This window comes from Azohydromonas australica DSM 1124 (assembly GCF_000430725.1).
GTDB lineage: Bacteria > Pseudomonadota > Gammaproteobacteria > Burkholderiales > Burkholderiaceae_C > Azohydromonas > Azohydromonas australica.
Genome location: NZ_AUMO01000082.1, coordinates 18,082 through 36,444 on the forward strand (window position 1 = coordinate 18,082; position 18,363 = coordinate 36,444).

Sequence of the window (18,363 nt, forward strand, 5' to 3'; positions counted from 1 at the left end):
CCAAAGATTCACAGCCTCTCAGGCCTGCGCCTGCACCTCCATCTGCAGCCGCTGCTGTCCCTGCCAGACGTCCAGCCGCACGCGGTAGGCCAGCCGCGCGGTGTCGGGCAGGGGCGTCACGTGGTTGAACCAGATCGCGTCGCGCAGCACGCCGTGCAGCTTGAGCCGCAGCTTCAGGTGGCGCTCGCCCACCAGGCGCTGCGCCACCACCTGCACCTCGTCGCAGAACAGCGGCGCGTCGAAGGCCTGGCCCCACACCTGCGACTCCAGCTCCTGCACTGTGGCGGCATCGAACCACTGCGGCGGCAGCGGGCCGTCTACCGGCAGCCGGCGCTGCAGCGCCGCGGCATCGAGCTGCTCCTCGGCCACCGCCACCAGCAGCTCGGCGAAGCGCGGGAAGTCGGCTTCCGCAAGCGTGCAGCCCGCGGCCATCGCGTGGCCGCCGAACTTCAGCAACAGCCCCGGCGCGCGCTTGCTCACCAGGTCCAGCGCGTCACGCAGGTGGAAGCCCGGGATGGAGCGGCCCGAGCCCTTGAGCAGCCCGTCCTGTCCGCGCGCGAAGACAAAGGTGGGCCGGTGCAGCCGCTCCTTGAGCCGCCCGGCCACGATGCCGACCACGCCCTCGTGGAAGTCGGGGTCGTACAGCGCCACGGCGGCCGGGGAGTCGGTCTCTTCGCCTTCTGGCGCAAGCTGCACCAGCAGGTGCTCGGCCTGCTCGCGCATGCCGGCTTCCACCTCGCGGCGTTCGCGGTTGATGGCGTCGAGCTGCTGCGCCAGCTCGCGCGCGCGCGCCGGGTCGTCGGTGAGCAGGCACTCGATGCCCAGCGTCATGTCCGCCAGGCGCCCGGCGGCGTTGACGCGCGGGCCCAGCGCGAAGCCGAAGTCGAAGGCGCTGGCGCGCAGCGGGTCGCGCGCGGCTGCGCTGAACAGCGCCGAGAGGCCCGGCTGCATGCGCCCGGCGCGGATGCGCTTGAGGCCCTGCGACACCAGGCGGCGGTTGTTGGCGTCGAGCTTGACCACGTCGGCGACGGTGCCCAGCGCGACGAGGTCGAGCAGGGCGTCCAGCTTGGGCTGCGTCTTGAGGTCGAAGCGCCCGCGCGTGCGCAGCTCGGCCCGCAGCGCCAGCAGCACGTAGAACATCACGCCCACGCCCGCCAGCGACTTGCTCTCGAAGCCGCAGCCGGGCTGGCTGGGATTCACGATCACGTTGGCCTCGGGCAGCAGCACCTGGCCGGCCTCGACGGCGGGGAGGTGGTGGTCGGTGACCAGCACGTCGATGCCGAGCTGGCGCGCGTGCGCCACGCCCGTGAGGCTGGCGATGCCGTTGTCCACCGTCACCAGCAGGTCCGGCCGCAGCGGCCGCGCCAGGTCCACGATGGTCGGGCTCAGGCCGTAGCCGTGCACGGCGCGGTCGGGCACCACGTAGCACAGCGAGTCGGGCGCGGCGCCGAGCATGCGCAGGCCGCGCAGGGCGACGGCGCAGGCGGTGGCGCCGTCGCAGTCATAGTCGGCCACGATGCAGATGCGCCGCCCCGCCTCCACGGCGTCGGCCAGCAGCGTGGCGGCCTCGGCGCTGCCGCGCAGCGTGGCCGGCGGCAGCAGTCGGCCCAGGCCGTCGTCCAGCTCCTCGGCGGCGCGCACGCCGCGCGCGGCGAACAGCCGCGCCAGCAGCGGGTGCACGCCGGCCTGCTCCAGCAAATGCACCGCGCGCGGCGGCACGTCGCGCAGCTCCAGCACGGGTTCGGTCATAGCGTCTCCAGCAGCGTGGCGGCGCGGCCGTTGCGCGTGCCGCCCAGCAGTTGCCACCAGCGCCGGGGCTGCGGCTGCAGCGTCAGCGCGCTGCGCTCGCCGCACAGCACCAGGGTGCCTTCGCCGGCCTGCGCCAGCGGGGCGATGCGCTCGGCGTCCAGCGCGGTCCAGGCCTCGCGCCAGGTGTCCCAGTCCTCGTTGAGCGCGGGCGTGCGCAGCCGCTCGTCCACGGGCACGGAAGCTTCGTCGCGCGCGGGCTGCGCGGCGCCGCAGCCGCTGAGCCAGGCGCCGTTGACGGGCAGCTCGCCGCGCGCCTCGCGCGCCTCGTTGACCGGGTGGCTGAAGAACATCATCTGCACCTCGTTGAGCAGGCGGCGCAGCAGCCGCGGCTGCTCGGGCAGGTCGCGGTGCAGCGCGTGGCCGATGAGGCGGTCCGGCGCCACCGTGGGCAGCTGCTCCAGCAGCGGGTGGGTGACGAGCCAGTTCAGCGGGCCGTGCCAGTGCAGCTCGAAGCCCTCGGAGACGAAGAGCTCGCCCACGGCCTCGAACAGGTGGCGCGACTCGTCCTCGCCCAGGTTCAGCAGGGACGGGTCGGTGAGGCCGATGTGGTCGCTGCCCAGCAGCAGGTGCACGGGCGTGAGGCGGCCCCAGGGGCGCTGCGGCGGCAGCCCGGCCGCGGCGGCGTCATGCGCGGCCCAGGGGATCAGCCCGTCCTGCACCTCCCAGCCCAGCGCGCGCGCCAGCGCGCGCTCGTGCGGCGGCGACAGCGAGTCCTCGTCCGCTTCGTCCCGCGCGGCCTCGCGCCAGCGCGAGAGCAGGGCATCCAGGTGCGGCAGCCGCAGCGACTGCAAGGCTTGCCGGCCGGCTTCGGACAAGGGCGCGGCGAAGGGAATCAGCAAATGCATGGGTGGAATTATCCGGGGCGGCTCCGGGCAGGCCCGGCGCGGGGGTTGTGAGGCCCTCGGCCTGTCGCCCGGTTTTCGCGCCCCGTGCTGGTTGCCCGGAACAACGATGAGGCGGGTTCGCGGGCCCTCCGTGCCTTCAGGTTCGCCGCCGGCCGTGCCGGCTACGATGCCGCCCCATGCAAATGCCTTACGAGTGGCAGATCGGCTGGCGCTACACGCGCGCCGGTCGGGCCGGGCGGAGAAACCGCTTCATCTCATTCATCTCCGGCGTCTCCATGCTCGGCATCGGGCTGGGCGTGGCGGCGCTGATCATCGTGCTGTCGGTGATGAACGGCTTCCAGAAGGAAGTGCGCGACCGCATGCTCAGCGTCATCTCGCACGTCGAGGTGCTGGAGCCCACGGGCGCCGCGCTGCCCGACTGGCGCGCCGTGGCCGCGCAGGCCCGGCAGCAGCCGCAGGTGCAGGGCGCGGCGCCCTTCATCGCCACCCAGGCGCTGCTGGCGCGAGGCGACAACATGCGCGGCGTGCTGGTGCGCGGCATCGATCCGGCCGAGGAGGCCAACGTCACGCCGCTGGCGGCGCGGCTGCGCGACACCACGCTGGCGCGGCTGCGGCCCGGCGCTTGGCAGATCGTGCTGGGCGCCGAGCTGGCCCGGCAGCTCGGCGTGGCCCCGGGCGACAGCGTCACCCTCGTCGCCCCGGGCGGGCAGGTCACGCCCGCCGGCGTGGTGCCGCGCTTTCGCGCCTTCACCGTGGCGGGCACCTTCTCCGCCGGCCACTACGAGTACGACAGCTCGCTGGCGCTGATCCACCTGGACGACGCGGCGCGGCTGTTCCGCGTCGAGGGGCCCACCGGCGTGCAGCTGCGCCTGGCCGACGTCAACGCGGCGCGCGCCGTGGCGCAGCAGATCGGCACCTCGATGCCGCAACTGCTCGTGCGCGACTGGACCCGCACCAACGCCGCCTGGTTCGACGCGGTGCAGATCGAGAAGCGGCTGATGTTCATCATCCTCACGCTCATCGTCGCGGTGGCGGCCTTCAACCTGGTCTCCACGCTCGTGATGACCGTCACCGACAAGCGCGCCGACATCGCCATCCTGCGCACCCTGGGCGCGAGCCCGCGCTCGATCATGGGCATCTTCGTGGTGCAGGGCGCCGCGTCCGGAATCATCGGCACCCTGGGCGGCACGGCGCTGGGGCTGCTGGTGGCACTGAACGTGGGCACCATCGTCCCGGCCATCGAACGTCTGCTCAACGTCAGCTTCCTGCCCGGCAGCATTTACGTCATCAACCACATGCCCAGCGACCCGCAGCGCGGCGACATCATCCCCATCGTCCTCATCTCCCTGCTGCTGGCCCTGCTGGCCACGCTGTACCCGAGCTGGCGCGCCAGCCGCGTCAACCCGGCGGAGGCGCTGCGCTATGAGTGAAGCTTTCACCGCACAGGCCCCGGCGCCGGCCGCCGCGGGTGTGGCGGCTCCCGCCGAGGCGGTGCTGTCGTGCACCGGGCTGTCCAAACGCTTCCACGACGGCACGCTGGACGTGCAGGTGCTGCGCGACGTCACGCTGCAGGTGCAGCGCGCGCGCACGCTGGCCATCGTCGGCGCCTCCGGCTCGGGCAAGAGCACGCTGCTGCACCTGCTGGGCGGCTTGGACGCGCCCAGCGCCGGGCGCGTGCAGCTGCTGGGCCGCGACTTCGCGGCCATGAGCGCCACCGAGCAGGGCCGCTGGCGCAACGCGCACCTGGGCTTCATCTACCAGTTCCACCACCTGCTGCCGGAATTCACGGCGCTGGACAACGTCGCCATGCCGCTGCGCGTGCGCCGCATGGCGCTGGAGCCCGCGCGTGCCCAGGCGCAGCAGATGCTGGCGCGCGTGGGGCTGGCGCAGCGCGTGCAGCACCGCCCCAGCGAGCTGTCCGGCGGCGAGCGCCAGCGCGTGGCCATCGCGCGCGCGCTGGTGGCGCAGCCGGCCTGCGTGCTGGCCGACGAGCCCACCGGCAACCTCGACCGCGACACCGCCGACGCGGTGTTCGCGCTGATGCTGGAGCTCGCGCGCGAGCGCGGCACGGCTTTCGTGCTGGTCACGCACGACGAGCGCCTGGCCGGGCGCTGCGACCAGGCGCTGCGCCTGAACCAGGGCGTGCTGCAGCCTTCCTGAAAGCCGGGGAGGTCCGTAATTTGCCTGATAGGGCTACTCCCGATTCACAAGTCCCGCTCCAGGGATTTGGCAACCGGGGCGAACCAATGTCGGTTCATCCGGGTCTAAGAAGACCGGCCTTACAGGAGGATCGTTGTGAAAGTTCTTGCCATCACTTCCTTGGTCGTCGCCGCGCTGGGGGCCTCGTCGGCCATGGCGCAAAGCCAACCCCTGACGCGTGACGAGGTCAAAGCGGATCTCGCGCAGGCCCGCTCCAGCGGCGCGCTGGAGCGCAACGACCAGAATTACGGCACCTGGTTCGCGACCTCGCCGTCGTCGGGCAACTACAGCCAGAGCTACAGCGAAGGACCCGCGATCAGCGACAGCAGCATGGCCAGCAGCTCGCCCATGTCGTCCGACAGCACCAGCATGGGCGCGGCGGGCCGCAGCTATGACGGCACGACCAGCGGCGGCGCCGCCAGCCGCTCGGACGTGGCTTCCGACCGCGACAGCGCCATGCGCAGCGAGCGCTGGATCTTCAACGACGCTGACGGCGTGCAGCGCCTCGACCCGGGCTGGAACAGCCACGAGGGCCGCGTCTACAAGGGCCCGGCCGACAGCTACTGAGTCCGGCTGAGAGAGCACCGGCCCGGCCACCCACCGCAGGGGAAACCGGGCTGGCCCCGAGGGCGCAAGGCCCTCGTCCTGGGCGGTAACTCGGGGCTCTCACAATGGGGACGTGAAGCCGTCCCCGCGATTTCCGCAAAGCCTGCCCGCCGCGCTGCGGGCGCTTTTTCTGGTTCTACTGCTCGCCTTGCCTGTTGCGCCGGTCCTGGCCGCCGCGCCGGAGCCGGGCGCGGGCAGCGCGGCACCCGCCGCCGGTGCGCCTGGCCTGGGCCAGCCCGGCGAGCCGGTGGCGCTGGTGGTGGGTTACCAGCCTTACTTCACGTCCGCTTGGTCCGCGCTGGTGATGCGCGGCAAGCGCTTCCATGAGCGCTACCTGCCCAAGGGCTCGACGGTGGAGTTCGAGCCGGCGCTGCAGGGCCGCAAGATCGCCGCGGCGATGCAGTCGGGCAGCGCGCACGTGGGCTACATGGGGCCGGTGTCGGCGCTGGTGGCCGCGACGCGCTCCGAGGGCCAGCCCGGCGAGCTGCGGCTGGTGGCCGCGCTGGGCATGGGCTACGACCAGTGCAACGTGATGCTGGCGCGTGTCGGCGGGCCGGCCACGCTGCAGGCGCTGCAGGGCAGCCGCCTGGCCGCGCCGCGCGACAGCTGCGCCGACCGCTTCGCTCGCGAGCTGCTGCGCGAGCGCAGCCTCAGCCCGGCCACGTACCTGGGCCAGAACATCGAGCAGATCGCCAATGGCCTGCGCGCCGGGCGCCTGGACGCCGCCGCGGTGTGGGAGCCCGTGGCGACGCGGCTGGTGCAGGAAGGGGTGGCGCGGCGCATCGGCAGCGGGCGGGAGCTCAAGCTGGCGGACGGGGGCTTCCTCGTCATGCGCGCGGAACTGCTGGAGCGCCGCCCCGACGTGGCCCAGGCCTGGCTGCAGGCCGAGCTGGACGCGCAGCGCTTCCTGGCCGACCCGGCCAACGCCGAGGAGATCGTGCGTCTGGCGCTGGCGCAGACCGCCGGCTTCGACGCCGCGACGCTGTGGAACGCGCTCTACGCGGCGGCCGAGGCCGATCCGCAGGCGCCGCGCATGACGTTTCCCTTCGTCTTCGACGAGGCGGCGCGGGGCCTGCTGGCCGGCACCATGGCCTACCTGCACGAGGCGGGGCAGGTGCCGTCGGACACGCTGCCGCCGCGCGCGCTGGCGGTGGAGCCGGCGCAGGCGGTGCTGCGCGGCCGCGGCCTGGCCCCGCCCGTGGGCCAAGTGATGCCGCAACCCGCGCGCGACGCCGGCGAGCTGCCCGAGGGGCGCGTGCGCATCACGGTGCGCGAGGGGGGCTGGGGCAACGCCAACACGCGCGACATCCGCGACGTGCTGGTGGCCGTGGCGCGCGAGCTGCAGGAGCGCATCCCGGGCCGGCCGCTGGCGCCGATCGTGGTGTCGCACTCCACGCGCTCGCCCATCTCGCTGTACGAGCGCGGCCCGCGCGGCGAGTACCAGGTGCTGCTCACGGCACGCGACGACCGCTGGGCCGGCTACGTGTACGAGTTCGCGCACGAGTTCTGCCACATCCTGGGCAACTACGACCGCCATCCGCACTTCCAGGGCGCCGGCGCGCACCAGTGGTTCGAGGAGGCGCTGTGCGAGGTGTCCTCGCTCTACACGCTGCAGCGCTTCGCGATGGAGTGGCAGGTCGATCCGCCCAGCCCGCGACTGCAGGCCTATGCCCAGGAGCTGCAGGCCAGCGCCGACCGCTTCCTGACCGAGAAGCACCGGCGCCTGGCGCCGGGCCAGACCCTGGCGGCCTGGTACGCCGAGAACGCGCAGCGCCTGCGCAGCGGCGCCTACGACCGCGACCGCAACGAGGTCGTGGCCACGCTGCTGCTGCCGCTGTTCGACGAGAACCCGGAGCTGTGGGAGGCGCTGGGCTATCTCAACCTCGACGCCCCGGGCGGCAGCTTCGAGCAGTACCTGCGCACTTGGCACGACAACGCGCCGCCCGAGCTGCGCGACAGCATCAGCTACGTGATGGCGCTGTTCTTCGGCCCCGGCGCCGGGCAGCGCGACGCGGCCAGGAGCATCGAGCTCACGGTGCCTTACGGGCTGAACTCCGGGCCGGACGGCATCGCGCGGCTGCTGGCGCGGCTGCTGGAGCCGGCGCTGGGCGCGGGCTTCGAGCTGGCCAACGTGCCCGGCGCCTCAGGCAACACCGGGCTCACGCGCTTGCTGGCGGCCGGCGACCCGGCCAACGCGCTGGCCATCATTGCCGGCAACACGGTGTGGGTGTGGGCCGGTGGCACGGGCACGGTGGAGCCGCGGCTGTTCGAGGTGCTGGGCGTGGTGTCCACTTTCGAGTCCTTTCTGTTCGTGCCGGCGGACAGCCCCTTCCAGAGCCTGCAGGACGTGCTGGAGTTCGCCCGCAAGAACCCCGACCGCCTGCGCGTGGCGAGCTCCGGCGCGGGCGGGCGCGACGAGCTGGCGATCCGGGCGCTGGGCGCGCAGGGAGCGCGGCTGCTCAACGTGCCGGTGTCCAAGCACGAGGAGCGTGTCGCGGCGGTACTGGACAAGCGCGTGGAGCTGCTGTTCGAGGAGCCGGGCGACGTGTCGGAGCTGCTGGAGCAGGGGAAGCTGCGGCCGCTCGCGGTGCTGGCGGCGCGTCGCGACCCGGCCTTCCCGGAGGTGCCGGCGGCGCAGGAGCTGGGCCTCGACCTGCGCCCCTTCACCAGCTTCCGCGCGGTGGTGGCCAATGCGTCCATGCCGCCGCAGCGGGTGCAGGCGCTGCGCCAGGCGCTGGCCCGCGTGCTGCAGAGCCCCGACTGGCGCGACTACTGCCGCCGCCTGCTGAGCTGTGCCGACCCACTGACCGAGGAGCAGACGCGCACGTACCTGCAGCGCTACTACGAGGCAGCAAAGGCGTACCGGGCGCAGCTGCCGCGCTGAGGCGGGGTCCCAAAACACCGGCGCGCCCCGCGGGGCGCGCCGTTCAGGTCATCAAGAAGGCCGAGGGATCAGGCCACGCGCCCGAACCACCACAGCGACAGCCCCGCCGCGGCCAGGGCCAGCGTGGCGCCCAGGATGGCGAAGAGGGCGGTGATCTCGGTTTCCTTCTTCTCCATCACCAGGCGCGAGGACAGCGTCTGGTAGACCTTCTTCAGGTCGGCCGCGGTGCCGGCATAGAAATACTCGGCGCGGGTGAGGTCGGCGATGGTCTTGAGCGTTTCCTCGTCCAGCCGCACGCGCATGCTCCAGCCCTCGAAGCCGATGGTGTCGCCCTCCTTGGTGCCGATGCCCACGGTGTAGACGCGCACCCCGCGCTCGGCGGCCATGCGGGCCGATTCCACCGGGTCCGGCCCCGTGGTGCGCTGGCCGTCGGTGAGCAGGATGACGGCTGCCGAGGCGTAGCTGCCGGGCTCCACCGGCTTGAAGTCGCGCGGCTTGCTCTCGCCGTTGTTCTCGCCCAGCGCCTGGGACGCCATCGGGCGCTGCCCGGTAACTTGGCTCAGGTCGATGCCCGCGTCCGGGAAGATGGTGGCCAGCGACAGCACGATGCCGCTGCCGATGGCCGTGGCGCGCTGGAGCTGGAAGCGGTCGATGGCGGCGACTACGTCCTCGCGGCTGAAGGTGGGCGCCTGCACCACCGCGGCCGTGCCGGCGAAGGCCACCACGCCCACGCGCACGTCCCGCGGCAGGTCGGTCAGGAACGCCTTGGCCGCGTTCTGCGCTGCCGCCAGCCGCGTGGGCTGCACGTCGGCGGCGCGCATGCTGCCGGAGACGTCCATGGCCAGGATGATCGTCTGCTCGGCCAGCGGCAGCGTCATCACCGCCGTGGGCCGCGCCGAGGCCAGCAGCAGCGTGCCCAGCGCCAGCAGCAGCAGCACCGGCGGCACGTGGCGTTTCCAGGTGCCGCCGCGGCCCAGCGCCTGCTTCACCAGCCCCAGGTCGGCGTAGGGCAAGACCACCTGCTTGCGCCGGCGCAGCAGCCACAGGTACAACAGCACCAGCAGCGGCAGCAGCAGCAGCGTCCACAGCAGCGAGGGCCACAGGAAATTCATCATGGCGACTCCCAGCAATCCCGGTGGTTCCTAAATGACATGGGGCCGCGGCGCTACGCTGCCGGCGGCCAGTCGGCTGCGCTGGCGGCGCAGGTGCACGAAGCGCACGATCGCGGCGGCCAGGTCCTCGTCGCTGGCCAGCTCCAGCGTGTCCACGCCGGCCTGCGCCAGGCCGGTGCGCAGCTCGGCTTCGCGTCGCCGCGCCACGTTGGCGAAGCGTTGGCGAAAGCCTCTGGAATGCGTGTCCACCATCAGCTGCTCGCCGGTCTCGGCGTCCTGGATGTAGACCATGCCCAGGTCGGGCAGCTCCAGCTCCAGCGGGTCGTACAGCCGCACGGCGATCACCTCGTGGCGCAGCGCCAGCGCCGACAGCGGCTCGCTCCAGCCCGGCTCGCTGAAGAAGTCCGACAGCACGAACACCAGCGAGCGTCGGCGCAGCTGCTGCAGCGCGCCCTGCAGCAGTTCGTGCAGCTGCGTGCCCTGCGGCATGGCCACCGGCGCGGGGCGGTTCATGAGCCGCTGCAGCAGCTCCAGCACCTGCATCCGCCCGCTGCGCGCGGGCAGCACGGTGTCCACGCGGCTGCCGTAGAGCAGGGCGCCGACGCGGTTGCCCCGGCGCGCCAGCAGCCGCGCGATCACGGCCGTGAAGTCGATGCCCACCTGCGCCTTGCTGCGCCGGCGCGAGCCGAAGTGCACCGAGGGGCTGAGGTCGAGCAGGAACCAGGCGGCGATGTCGCGGTCCTCGGTGTACTCGCGCACGTAGGGCTGCTGCAGCCGCGCCGTGACGTTCCAGTCGATGCGGCGCACGTCGTCGTGGTGCTGGTACTCGCGCAGGTCCGCCAAGTCCAGCCCTTCGCCGCGGAAGAGGGTGCGGTAGTCGCCCTGGAGCCAGCCGTCGAGGCGGCGGATGGTGCTCCACTCCAGGCGCCGCAGCAGCGCCTCGGCGTTGGCGCCGGGCAGGTCCGGCACCGTGGCGGCGGGGTTGCGCTCAGCCATTGGCGGCAAGCTGGACGCGGGTTTCCAGCGGCTTGTCGGGCGCGGGCAGCTTCTGCATCAGCTTGCCGATGATGGCGTCGGCCGAGATGCCTTCGGCCAGTGCCTCGTAGCTCAGGGTCAGGCGGTGGCGCAGCACGTCGGGGGCCAGGTCCACCATGTCCTCGGGCAGCACGTAGCCGCGCCCGCGCAGGAAGGCCAGCGCGCGCCCGCCCTCGACCAGGTTGATGGTGGCGCGCGGGCTGGCGCCGAAGGTGATGTAGCGCGCCATGTCGCCCAGCCCGGCGCGCGCCGGGTCGCGCGTGGCGGCCACGAGCTTGACGGCGTACTGCATCAGCGAAGGGTCCACGTACAGGCTGCGGCAGGCCTGCTGCAGCCCGGCGAGTTGCAGCGTGGTGGCCACCGGCTGCACCTCCACCGGCGCGCCGGTGACGCGCTCGACGATGACGAACTCCTCTTCCTCGGTGGGATAGTCCACCAGCACCTTCATCATGAAGCGGTCCACCTGTGCCTCGGGCAGCGGGTAGGTGCCTTCGGTCTCGATGGGGTTCTGCGTCGCCATCACCAGGAAGGGCTCGGGCACGCGGTGCGTGGTGCCGGCGATGGTGACCTGGCGCTCCTGCATCACCTCCAGCAGCGCGCTCTGCACCTTGGCCGGCGCGCGGTTGATCTCGTCGGCCAGCAGCAGGTTGGTGAACACCGGGCCCAGCGTGGTGCTGAAGTCGCCGCTCTTCTGGTTGTAGATGCGCGTGCCCACCAAGTCGGCGGGCACGAGGTCGGGCGTGAACTGGATGCGCTTGAACTGCCCGCGCAGCGTCTGCGACAGGGTCTTGACGGTGAGCGTCTTGGCCAGGCCCGGGACGCCCTCCACCAGCAAGTGGCCCTGCGCGAGCATCGCTACCAGCACGCGCTCCAGGAAGCGGTCCTGGCCCACCACCACGCGCTTGACTTCGTAGAGCACGCGCTCCATCAGGGCCGCGGTCTCGCTGTTGCTGCCGTGCATTCGAATCCTCCCGTGGGAAATGGACGTGGTGGGGAAGCCGGTTGAGGAAGCGGGCCGGCGCCACCGCGGCCGGCCCGCGCAGGGGATGTCAGAAGGGCGGCAGCCCGGCGCCGCCGGCGGCGTTCTCGATCGGCACGGCGAAGCCGATGCCCACGAAGAAGCGCTGCTGTACCGGGTTGAGGATGGCCGTGACGATGCCCACCACCTCGCCGTCGTCGGTGACCAGCGGGCCGCCGGAGCTGCCCGGGTTGGCCATGGCATCGAACTGGATCAGGTTGGAGAGCACCTGCTTGCCTTCGGGCGAGCGGAACTCGCGCTTGAGCCCGGAAACCACGCCCGCCGACACCGTGGGCCCGATGCCGAAGGGGAAGCCCACGGCCGTGACGCGCTCGCCGGGCTTGAGATCTGCCGTGGAGCGCAGCGTGGCGGCCTGCAGGTCGTCGGGGATGCGCTGCGCGCGCAGCACCGCCAGGTCGTTCTCGGGCATGACGTTGACCACCGTGGCCTCCGACTCCAGCCCGTCGGAGAACACCACCTGCACCCGGCGCGCGCCGCTGACCACGTGCAGGTTGGTCAGGATCAGCCCGCTGTCCACGATCACCACGCCGCTGCCCACGCCGACCTCGTTGCCATGGCTCGGGCTCTCGCCCCCCACGCCCTTCTTGCTGGGGTCGGGCTTGGCCACGCCGTTGTTCGGACCGCTGCCGGCGGCGGCGTCGGCCGGGCCGTCGTCGTCCAGCCCCACCACGCGCACCACCGAGCCGCGGATCTTGTCGTAGGCCTTGGCGGTGGGCGAGGGCAGCGGCTGGGTTTCGAGCGCCTTGCGCACCGCGGCGTCGATGTGCTTTTGCGTGATCACCTGCGCCGCCGGGCGCGAGGCCTCCCACAGCACCACCGGGCCGCCCAGCAGCAGCGCGCCGGCCAGCGCCCAGCCCCAAGCTGGCAGCACCAAGGCGCGGCGCCGCTTGGGCGTCGAAGTCTTGGAGGTGTCGGGAGAGCCGGGAGGGGAGGCGAGTGGGGAGGCGGCAGTCGCGGCGGCGGGGGCTGCGGAAGCTCGGCCTGGGGGTGCAGCGGCCGGCTGGCCGGGCGCGGGTTCAGTCCGATCCACCTCCGGCGGGCGCACCCGGCTGGAGTGGCTGTAAAGCGGTGTCCGGTTCGACCTGCGCCCGTTCATCTGCGCCCCCTGCTCTATGCAGCAATGCGGCCCCACGGTAGCACGATCCTCGCTCAGGCATCATCGGACGCATGGGTTACGCCGCTTTGCCGTGGGTTGACACCCACTGTCATCTGGATGCCGACGAATTCGAAGCCGATCGCGACGCGGTGGTGCAGCGCGCACGCGATGCCTCCATCCAGCAAATCGTGATCCCGGCGGTGGCGCCGGCGAACTTCGAAACCGTGCGCGCGCTGGCGCAGTTCCACGGGCTGGGCTACGCGCTGGGCATCCATCCTATGTATGTGCAGGGTGCCGGCGCGCAGGCGCTGCAGTCCTTGCAGGACGCGTTACGGCAGCACCGCGGCGACCCGCGCCTGGTGGCGGTAGGCGAGATCGGGCTGGACTTCTTCGTGCCCGGCCTGGACCGCGCGCTGCAGGAGGACGTGCTGGCCGGGCAGTTGGCGCTGGCGCGCGAGCACGGGCTGCCGGTGCTGCTGCACAGCCGCCGCGCGGTGGACCGGCTGCTGATGCACCTGCGCCGCGCCGGCGTGAACGGCGGCATCGCGCACGCCTTCAACGGCAGCGCGCAGCAGGCGCGCGCCTTCCTGGACCTGGGCTTCAGGCTGGGTTTTGGCGGCGCCATGACCTTCGAGCGTGCGCTGCAGATCCGGCGCCTGGCTGCCGAGCTGCCGGCCGACGCGCTGGTGCTGGAGACCGACGCGCCCGACATCCCGCCGCAGTGGCTTTATCGCAAGGCCGCCGAGCGCGCCGAAGGTGCGGCCATCGGCGCTCGCAACGAGCCGGCCGAGCTGCCGCGCATCGCGCTGGCGCTGGCCGGGCTGCGCGGCTGGTCGGCCGAGGAGACCGCGGCCGTGACCGCCGCCAACGCCCGGGCCGCGCTGCCGCGGCTCGCGCCGCTGATGCCCTGAGCGCGGCGCCCCGGCCCGGCCCGGCCCGGCGAGGCACACTCCCGGCCCTTTCCCTACAAGCGCAGCGAGATCCCCCACATGGCCAGCAAGAAGACCCCGGCGCGCCAGGCGCAGGCCGGCGCCACCATTTCCGAGTACGCCGGCGTGCGTTACCTGCACCTGGGCACGGAGTGGGTGCAGGGCGCGATGCGCGTGCGCAAGCCGCAGCAGATCGAGCTCGAATACGTGCAGCGCATGATGGCCTGGATGCTGTGGCGTCCCAGCGCCGAAGTGGCGCAGGGGCAGGCGGTGCAGCTGGGCCTGGGCGCCGGCGCCATCACCCGCTTCTGCCACCAGGCGCTCAAGATGAAGACCACCGCCGTGGAGCTCAACGCCACGGTCATCGACGCCTGCAAGCTGTGGTTCCACCTGCCCGATGACGACGCACGGCTGACGGTGCTGCACGAGGATGCCGCGCGCTGGGTGGCCGACCCGGCGCACCTGGGCACGGTGGAGGTGCTCAATGTGGACCTCTACGACCACGAGGCCGCCGCGCCGGTGCTCGACGACGAGGACTTCTACGCCCGCTGCCGCGGCGTGCTGGCCGACGGCGGGCTCATGACGGTCAACCTCTTCGGCCGCGACGCGAGCTTCGAGCAGAGCGCCGCGCGCATCGCCGCCGCCTTCGGGCTGGAGCAGGTCTGGAACCTCGCGCCCACCAAGGAGGGCAACACCATCGTCGTGGCCGCCCGCGGCGTGGTCGTGCCCGACCGCGACACGCTCATCGCCCGCGCCGAGCACATCCGCGAACGCTTCGGCCTGCCGGCGCCCAAGTGGCTGAAGCTGGTGCGGCCGCTGCGGCTGCCGGGCTGAGCCGCGCCGGGGCCGTCGCGGCCTCGTCTCCTGGGCTTGCGCTTACGTGGAATCCACACAAAAGCGCCGAGGGCGATTCCTAGAATCCGCCCAACTTTCGGTACAGGAGACACAACCGTGAAGATAAAAAGTCAGAAGGACTTCTGGTCTGGACTGATGTTCGTCGCCGTGGGCCTGGGCTTCGCCTGGGGTGCGACGAACTACAGCTTCGGCGTAGCGGCCCGCCCGGGGCCGGGCTACTTTCCCTTTGGCCTTGGCCTGCTGATGGCCATCCTCGGTGGAGTAGTCCTGTTCAACTCGTTGGTCGTCGAGACCGAAGACGGCGACCCCATCGGCGCCTTCGCCTGGAAGCCACTGCTGATCATCGTCGGCTCCGTCGTGGTGTTCGGAGCCCTGCTGCCGCGCCTGGGCATGATCATCTCGTTGCCCGTGCTGGTGTTGATGTCGGCCAGCGCCAGCGACGAGTTCAAGCTCAAGGAGGCGCTGCTCAACGCGGTGATCCTCACCGTGGGCAGCTGGGCCATCTTCATCTACGGACTGAATCTCACCATCCCGCTGTGGCCTGAACTCGGCGCGGCCACCGGAGGCTGATCGCATGGAACTGTTCGACAACCTGGCGCTGGGCTTCCAGACCGCCTTCACCTTCAGCAACCTTCTCTGGGCGCTGGGCGGTGCCATCCTGGGCACGCTCATCGGCGTGCTGCCGGGCCTGGGCCCGGTGGCGACCATCGCGATGCTGCTGCCCAGCATCTACTCGCTGGACGCCACGCCGGCGCTGATCATGCTGGCGGGCATCTACTACGGCGCGCAGTACGGCGGCTCCACCACCGCCATCCTGATCAACGTGCCGGGCGAGTCGAGCTCGGTGGTGACGGCCATCGACGGCTACACCATGGCGCGCAAGGGCCGCGCGGGCGCGGCGCTGGCCGCCGCCGGCCTGGGCTCGTTCTTCGCCGGTTGCGTGGGTACTGTCGTCATCGCTGCCTTCGCGCCGCCGCTGACCGAGCTGGCCTTCAAGTTCGGCCCGGCCGAGTACTTCTCGCTGATGGTGCTGGGCCTCATCGGTGCGGTGGTGCTGGCCTCGGGCTCGCTGGTCAAGGCCATCTCCATGATCCTGCTGGGCCTGCTGCTGGGCCAGATCAACACCGACGTGATCTCGGGCGTGCCGCGCTACAGCTTCGACATCCCTGAGCTCACCGACGGCATCAACTTCGTGGCCATCGCCATGGGCGTGTTCGGCTTCGGCGAGATCATCTCCAACCTGGGCCGCCCTGCCGAGCACCGCGAGGTCTTCACCAAGAGCGTGAGCGGCCTGTGGCCGACCAAGCAGGACTTCAAGGACGCCTTCCCGGCCGTGCTGCGCGGCACGGCGCTGGGCTCGATCTTGGGCGTGCTGCCCGGCGGCGGCGCCCTGCTGTCCTCGTTCGCCGCCTACACGGTGGAGAAGAAGACCCGCGGCCGTCCCGGCGAGGTGCCTTTCGGCCAGGGCAACATCCGCGGCGTGGCCGGCCCCGAGGCCGCCAACAACGCCGGTGCGCAGACCAGCTTCATCCCGATGCTCACGCTGGGCATCCCGCCCAACGCCGTGATGGCGCTGATGGTGGGCGCCATGACCATCAAGGGCATCCAGCCAGGCCCGCAGGTCATGACCAGCAACCCCGAGCTGTTCTGGGGCCTGATCGCCTCGATGTGGATCGGCAACCTGATGCTGGTGATCCTGAACCTGCCGCTCATCGGCATCTGGATCAAGCTGCTGACGGTGCCCTACCGCTTCCTGTTCCCGGCCATCATGAGCTTCTGCGCCATCGGCCTGTACACGCTCAACAACAACAACTTCGACGTCTACTTTGCTGCGATCTTTGGCGTGGTGGGCTACCTCTTCTACAAGCTCGGCTGCGAACCCGCGCCGCTGCTGCTGGGCTTCATCCTGGGCCCGATGATGGAAGAGAACCTGCGCCGCGCGCTGCTGCTGTCGCGCGGCGACTGGACCACCTTCATGTCGCGTCCGCTCTCGGCCGGGCTGCTGCTGGCGGCGCTGCTGATGATCATCGTGGTCATGCTGCCGTCCATCAAGAACAAGCGCGAGGTGGCGTTCCAGGACGCGGACTGACGTCCAGCGACCTGCTCCAACCCGAAGGGCCGCCGCGTGCGGCCCTTTTTCTTCTCGGGCGCGGAAAGGGAAGGCACGCGCGGTGCCCACAATCGGTACAGCCACGACCCAGGAGCCGCGCGATGTTCGACTACCGCAATCCCTACCCGACGCCGCGCCTGCCGGTGTTCGCGCGCAACGTGGTGGCCACCTCGCACCTGCTGGCCGCACAGGCCGGGCTGCGCATGCTGGCCGCCGGGGGCAACGCGGTGGACGCGGCCGTCGCCGCCGCGGCGGCGATGACGGTGCTGGAGCCCTGCAGCAACGGCCTGGGCTCGGACGCCTTCTGCATCCTGTGGGACGGCACCGAGCTGCACGGCCTCAACGCCTCGGGCCGCGCGCCGGCGGCTTGGACACCCGCCTATTTCCATGACCGCTACGGCGCCGGGGCGGCCACGCCGCCGCGGCGCGGCTGGGACAGCGTCACCGTACCCGGCGCCGTCTCGGCCTGGGCCGCGCTGTCGCAGCGCTTCGGCCGGCTGCCGCTGGCGCGGGTGCTGGCGCCGGCGATCGACGTGGCCGAGCGCGGCTACGCCGTGCCGGTGGTGGTGCAGCAGAAGTGGGCCGCTGCTGCGGCGTTGCCCGAGATCGCCTCGCAGCCGGGCTTTGCCGCTGCCTTCCTGCCTTGGGGCAGGGCGCCGCACGTGGGGGAGCGCTTTGCCATGCCGGGCGCTGCGCGCGCGCTGCGCGCCATCGCCGCCACGGGCGGGCAGGCGCTCTACGGCGGCGAGATCGGGCAGGCGCTGGCGGCCGAGGCGAGGGCAGCCGGGGCCGCGCTCACGCTTGAGGACCTCGCGGGCTACGCGCCCGAGTGGGTGCAGCCGGTGGGGCAGGACTACCGCGGCTGGCGGCTGCACCAGATCCCGCCCAACGGGCAGGGCCTGGCGGCGCTGATGGCGCTGGGCATCGTGCAGCACTTCGATCTGCGCGCGCTGGGCCCGGACAGCGCCGAGGCGCAGCACCTGCAGATCGAGGCCATGAAGCTGGCCTTCGCCGACGTCTACCGCTACGTGGCCGAGCCCGGCTGCATGGAGTGCACGGCCGGGCACCTGCTCGACCCGGACTACCTGGCCGCGCGCGCCCGGCTCATCGACCCGCAGCGCGCACAGGACTTCGGCCACGGCGAGCCGATGCGCGGCGGCACCATCTATCTCACGGCCGCGGACGAGCAGGGAATGATGGTGAGCTTCATCCAGAGCAACTACCTGGGCTTCGGCTCCGGCGTGGTGCTGCCGCAGTGGGGCTTGAGCCTGCAGAACCGCGGCCACGCCTTCAGCCTCGACGCGGCCAGCCCCAACGTGGTGGCGCCGGGCAAGCGGCCCTTCCACACCATCATTCCCGGCTTCCTCACCCGCGGCGGCGAGCCGGTGATGAGCTTCGGCGTCATGGGCGCCAACATGCAGCCGCAGGGCCAGCTGCAGACCCTGGTGCGCATGCTCGACCACGGCCAGAACCCGCAGGCAGCGTGCGACGCGCCGCGCTGGCGCATCCATTCGGGCCTTTCGCTAAACATCGAGTCCGCAATGCCGGTGAGCACCGTGACAGGCTTGCAGGCGCGCGGCCACCGCATCGAAGTGCTGGTGGACAGCTACCAGGACTTCGGTGCCGGCCAGTTCATCTGGCGCCTGGGTGAGCCCGGTTGCGACGGCTATGTCGCCGCCAGCGATCCGCGCCGCGACGGCGCGGCAGTGGGCTTCTAAGCTGGACTTTGGCCATTCCCGCGCTGCAAAGGCGAAGCGGCCCGGCTCGTAGACTGACTTCTTTCCCCGGCCAAGGGAGAAGACCATGTCTGCTCTGCCGACCCGCTTCGCGCAGGTCATTTTGTG

General features: G+C 71.8%; 15 protein-coding genes. 9 read left to right on the forward strand and 6 right to left on the reverse strand.

Annotation, left to right across the window (positions count from 1 at the left end; all coding sequences use genetic code 11):
• Positions 1–18 precede the first annotated feature (18 nt).
• Both recJ and H537_RS0113960 read right to left on the reverse strand, forming a co-directional pair.
• Positions 19–1,749, reverse strand: a complete 1,731-nt coding sequence (gene recJ / locus H537_RS0113955; RefSeq protein ID WP_028998408.1) for a single-stranded-DNA-specific exonuclease RecJ — start codon at positions 1,747–1,749, stop codon at positions 19–21.
• A complete protein-coding gene (locus H537_RS0113960) occupies positions 1,746–2,654 on the reverse strand; it encodes a hypothetical protein (protein ID WP_028998409.1) in 909 nt (302 codons plus the stop codon). Before H537_RS0113960 ends, recJ begins: the two co-directional genes overlap by 4 nt.
• Before the next feature lie 176 nt (positions 2,655–2,830).
• Here H537_RS0113960 and H537_RS0113965 point away from each other — a divergent pair, with 176 nt between their 5' ends.
• The 4 genes from H537_RS0113965 (at position 2,831) to H537_RS49200 (ending at position 8,343) form a co-directional block, all read left to right on the forward strand.
• Positions 2,831–4,084 (forward strand): lipoprotein-releasing ABC transporter permease subunit, encoded by a 1,254-nt coding sequence (locus H537_RS0113965; protein ID WP_028998410.1) that lies wholly within the window; start codon positions 2,831–2,833, stop codon positions 4,082–4,084.
• Positions 4,077–4,814 carry a lipoprotein-releasing ABC transporter ATP-binding protein LolD gene (lolD, locus tag H537_RS0113970; protein ID WP_084150664.1) on the forward strand — a complete coding sequence of 246 codons (738 nt, stop codon included), beginning with the start codon at positions 4,077–4,079 and terminating at the stop codon, positions 4,812–4,814. The genes H537_RS0113965 and lolD overlap by 8 nt, the downstream gene beginning before the upstream one ends.
• Positions 4,815–4,949: 135 nt before the next feature.
• Entirely contained in the window at positions 4,950–5,420 is a 471-nt protein-coding gene (locus H537_RS0113975) for a DUF4148 domain-containing protein (protein WP_156901695.1), read from the forward strand.
• 112 nt (positions 5,421–5,532) lie between these two features.
• The gene (locus H537_RS49200; RefSeq protein ID WP_084150665.1) at positions 5,533–8,343 is read left to right on the forward strand and encodes a tripartite tricarboxylate transporter substrate-binding protein; all 2,811 of its coding nucleotides are present in this window, start codon (positions 5,533–5,535) and stop codon (positions 8,341–8,343) included.
• Positions 8,344–8,411: 68 nt separating this feature from the next.
• Here the strand turns inward: H537_RS49200 and H537_RS0113990 are convergent, their stop codons facing one another.
• From H537_RS0113990 to H537_RS0114005, 4 genes are all read right to left on the reverse strand, one after another.
• On the reverse strand, positions 8,412–9,455 hold the full coding sequence (locus H537_RS0113990) for a VWA domain-containing protein (RefSeq protein WP_028998413.1): 1,044 nt from the start codon (positions 9,453–9,455) through the stop codon (positions 8,412–8,414).
• 30 nt (positions 9,456–9,485) lie between these two features.
• A complete protein-coding gene (locus tag H537_RS0113995) occupies positions 9,486–10,451 on the reverse strand; it encodes a DUF58 domain-containing protein (RefSeq protein ID WP_051242603.1) in 966 nt (321 codons plus the stop codon).
• The gene (locus H537_RS0114000; protein ID WP_043458805.1) at positions 10,444–11,451 is read right to left on the reverse strand and encodes an AAA family ATPase; all 1,008 of its coding nucleotides are present in this window, start codon (positions 11,449–11,451) and stop codon (positions 10,444–10,446) included. Before H537_RS0114000 ends, H537_RS0113995 begins: the two co-directional genes overlap by 8 nt.
• Before the next feature lie 88 nt (positions 11,452–11,539).
• A complete protein-coding gene (locus H537_RS0114005) occupies positions 11,540–12,403 on the reverse strand; it encodes a S1C family serine protease (RefSeq protein WP_375136325.1) in 864 nt (287 codons plus the stop codon).
• Between the two features lie 293 nt (positions 12,404–12,696).
• Here H537_RS0114005 and H537_RS0114010 point away from each other — a divergent pair, with 293 nt between their 5' ends.
• The 5 genes from H537_RS0114010 (at position 12,697) to H537_RS0114030 (ending at position 18,237) form a co-directional block, all read left to right on the forward strand.
• Positions 12,697–13,536 (forward strand): TatD family hydrolase, encoded by an 840-nt coding sequence (locus tag H537_RS0114010; protein ID WP_028998417.1) that lies wholly within the window; start codon positions 12,697–12,699, stop codon positions 13,534–13,536.
• Between the two features lie 78 nt (positions 13,537–13,614).
• Positions 13,615–14,388, forward strand: coding sequence for a class I SAM-dependent methyltransferase (locus H537_RS0114015; RefSeq protein ID WP_028998418.1), 774 nt, complete (start codon positions 13,615–13,617; stop codon positions 14,386–14,388).
• Positions 14,389–14,505: 117 nt separating this feature from the next.
• Positions 14,506–14,979, forward strand: a complete 474-nt coding sequence (locus H537_RS0114020) for a tripartite tricarboxylate transporter TctB family protein (RefSeq protein ID WP_028998419.1) — start codon at positions 14,506–14,508, stop codon at positions 14,977–14,979.
• Positions 14,980–14,983: 4 nt separating this feature from the next.
• Positions 14,984–16,498 (forward strand): tripartite tricarboxylate transporter permease, encoded by a 1,515-nt coding sequence (locus H537_RS0114025; RefSeq protein WP_028998420.1) that lies wholly within the window; start codon positions 14,984–14,986, stop codon positions 16,496–16,498.
• A gap of 122 nt (positions 16,499–16,620) precedes the next feature.
• The gene (locus tag H537_RS0114030) at positions 16,621–18,237 is read left to right on the forward strand and encodes a gamma-glutamyltransferase family protein (RefSeq protein WP_028998421.1); all 1,617 of its coding nucleotides are present in this window, start codon (positions 16,621–16,623) and stop codon (positions 18,235–18,237) included.
• The last annotated feature ends 126 nt before the right edge of the window (positions 18,238–18,363 follow it).

Excerpts from the sequence above, each read along its gene's own strand:
- recJ (WP_028998408.1), bottom strand. The coding sequence starts at position 1,749 with ATGACCGAACCCGTGCTGGAGCTGCGCGACGTGCCGCCGCGCGCGGTG.
- H537_RS0114010 (WP_028998417.1), top strand. The coding sequence starts at position 12,697 with ATGGGTTACGCCGCTTTGCCGTGGGTTGACACCCACTGTCATCTGGAT.
- H537_RS0114000 (WP_043458805.1), bottom strand. The coding sequence starts at position 11,451 with ATGCACGGCAGCAACAGCGAGACCGCGGCCCTGATGGAGCGCGTGCTC.
- H537_RS0114030 (WP_028998421.1), top strand. The coding sequence starts at position 16,621 with ATGTTCGACTACCGCAATCCCTACCCGACGCCGCGCCTGCCGGTGTTC.
- lolD (WP_084150664.1), top strand. The coding sequence starts at position 4,077 with ATGAGTGAAGCTTTCACCGCACAGGCCCCGGCGCCGGCCGCCGCGGGT.
- H537_RS0114025 (WP_028998420.1), top strand. The coding sequence starts at position 14,984 with ATGGAACTGTTCGACAACCTGGCGCTGGGCTTCCAGACCGCCTTCACC.
- H537_RS0113995 (WP_051242603.1), bottom strand. The coding sequence starts at position 10,451 with ATGGCTGAGCGCAACCCCGCCGCCACGGTGCCGGACCTGCCCGGCGCC.
- H537_RS0113960 (WP_028998409.1), bottom strand. The coding sequence starts at position 2,654 with ATGCATTTGCTGATTCCCTTCGCCGCGCCCTTGTCCGAAGCCGGCCGG.
- H537_RS0114015 (WP_028998418.1), top strand. The coding sequence starts at position 13,615 with ATGGCCAGCAAGAAGACCCCGGCGCGCCAGGCGCAGGCCGGCGCCACC.
- H537_RS0113965 (WP_028998410.1), top strand. The coding sequence starts at position 2,831 with ATGCAAATGCCTTACGAGTGGCAGATCGGCTGGCGCTACACGCGCGCC.
- H537_RS0113990 (WP_028998413.1), bottom strand. The coding sequence starts at position 9,455 with ATGAATTTCCTGTGGCCCTCGCTGCTGTGGACGCTGCTGCTGCTGCCG.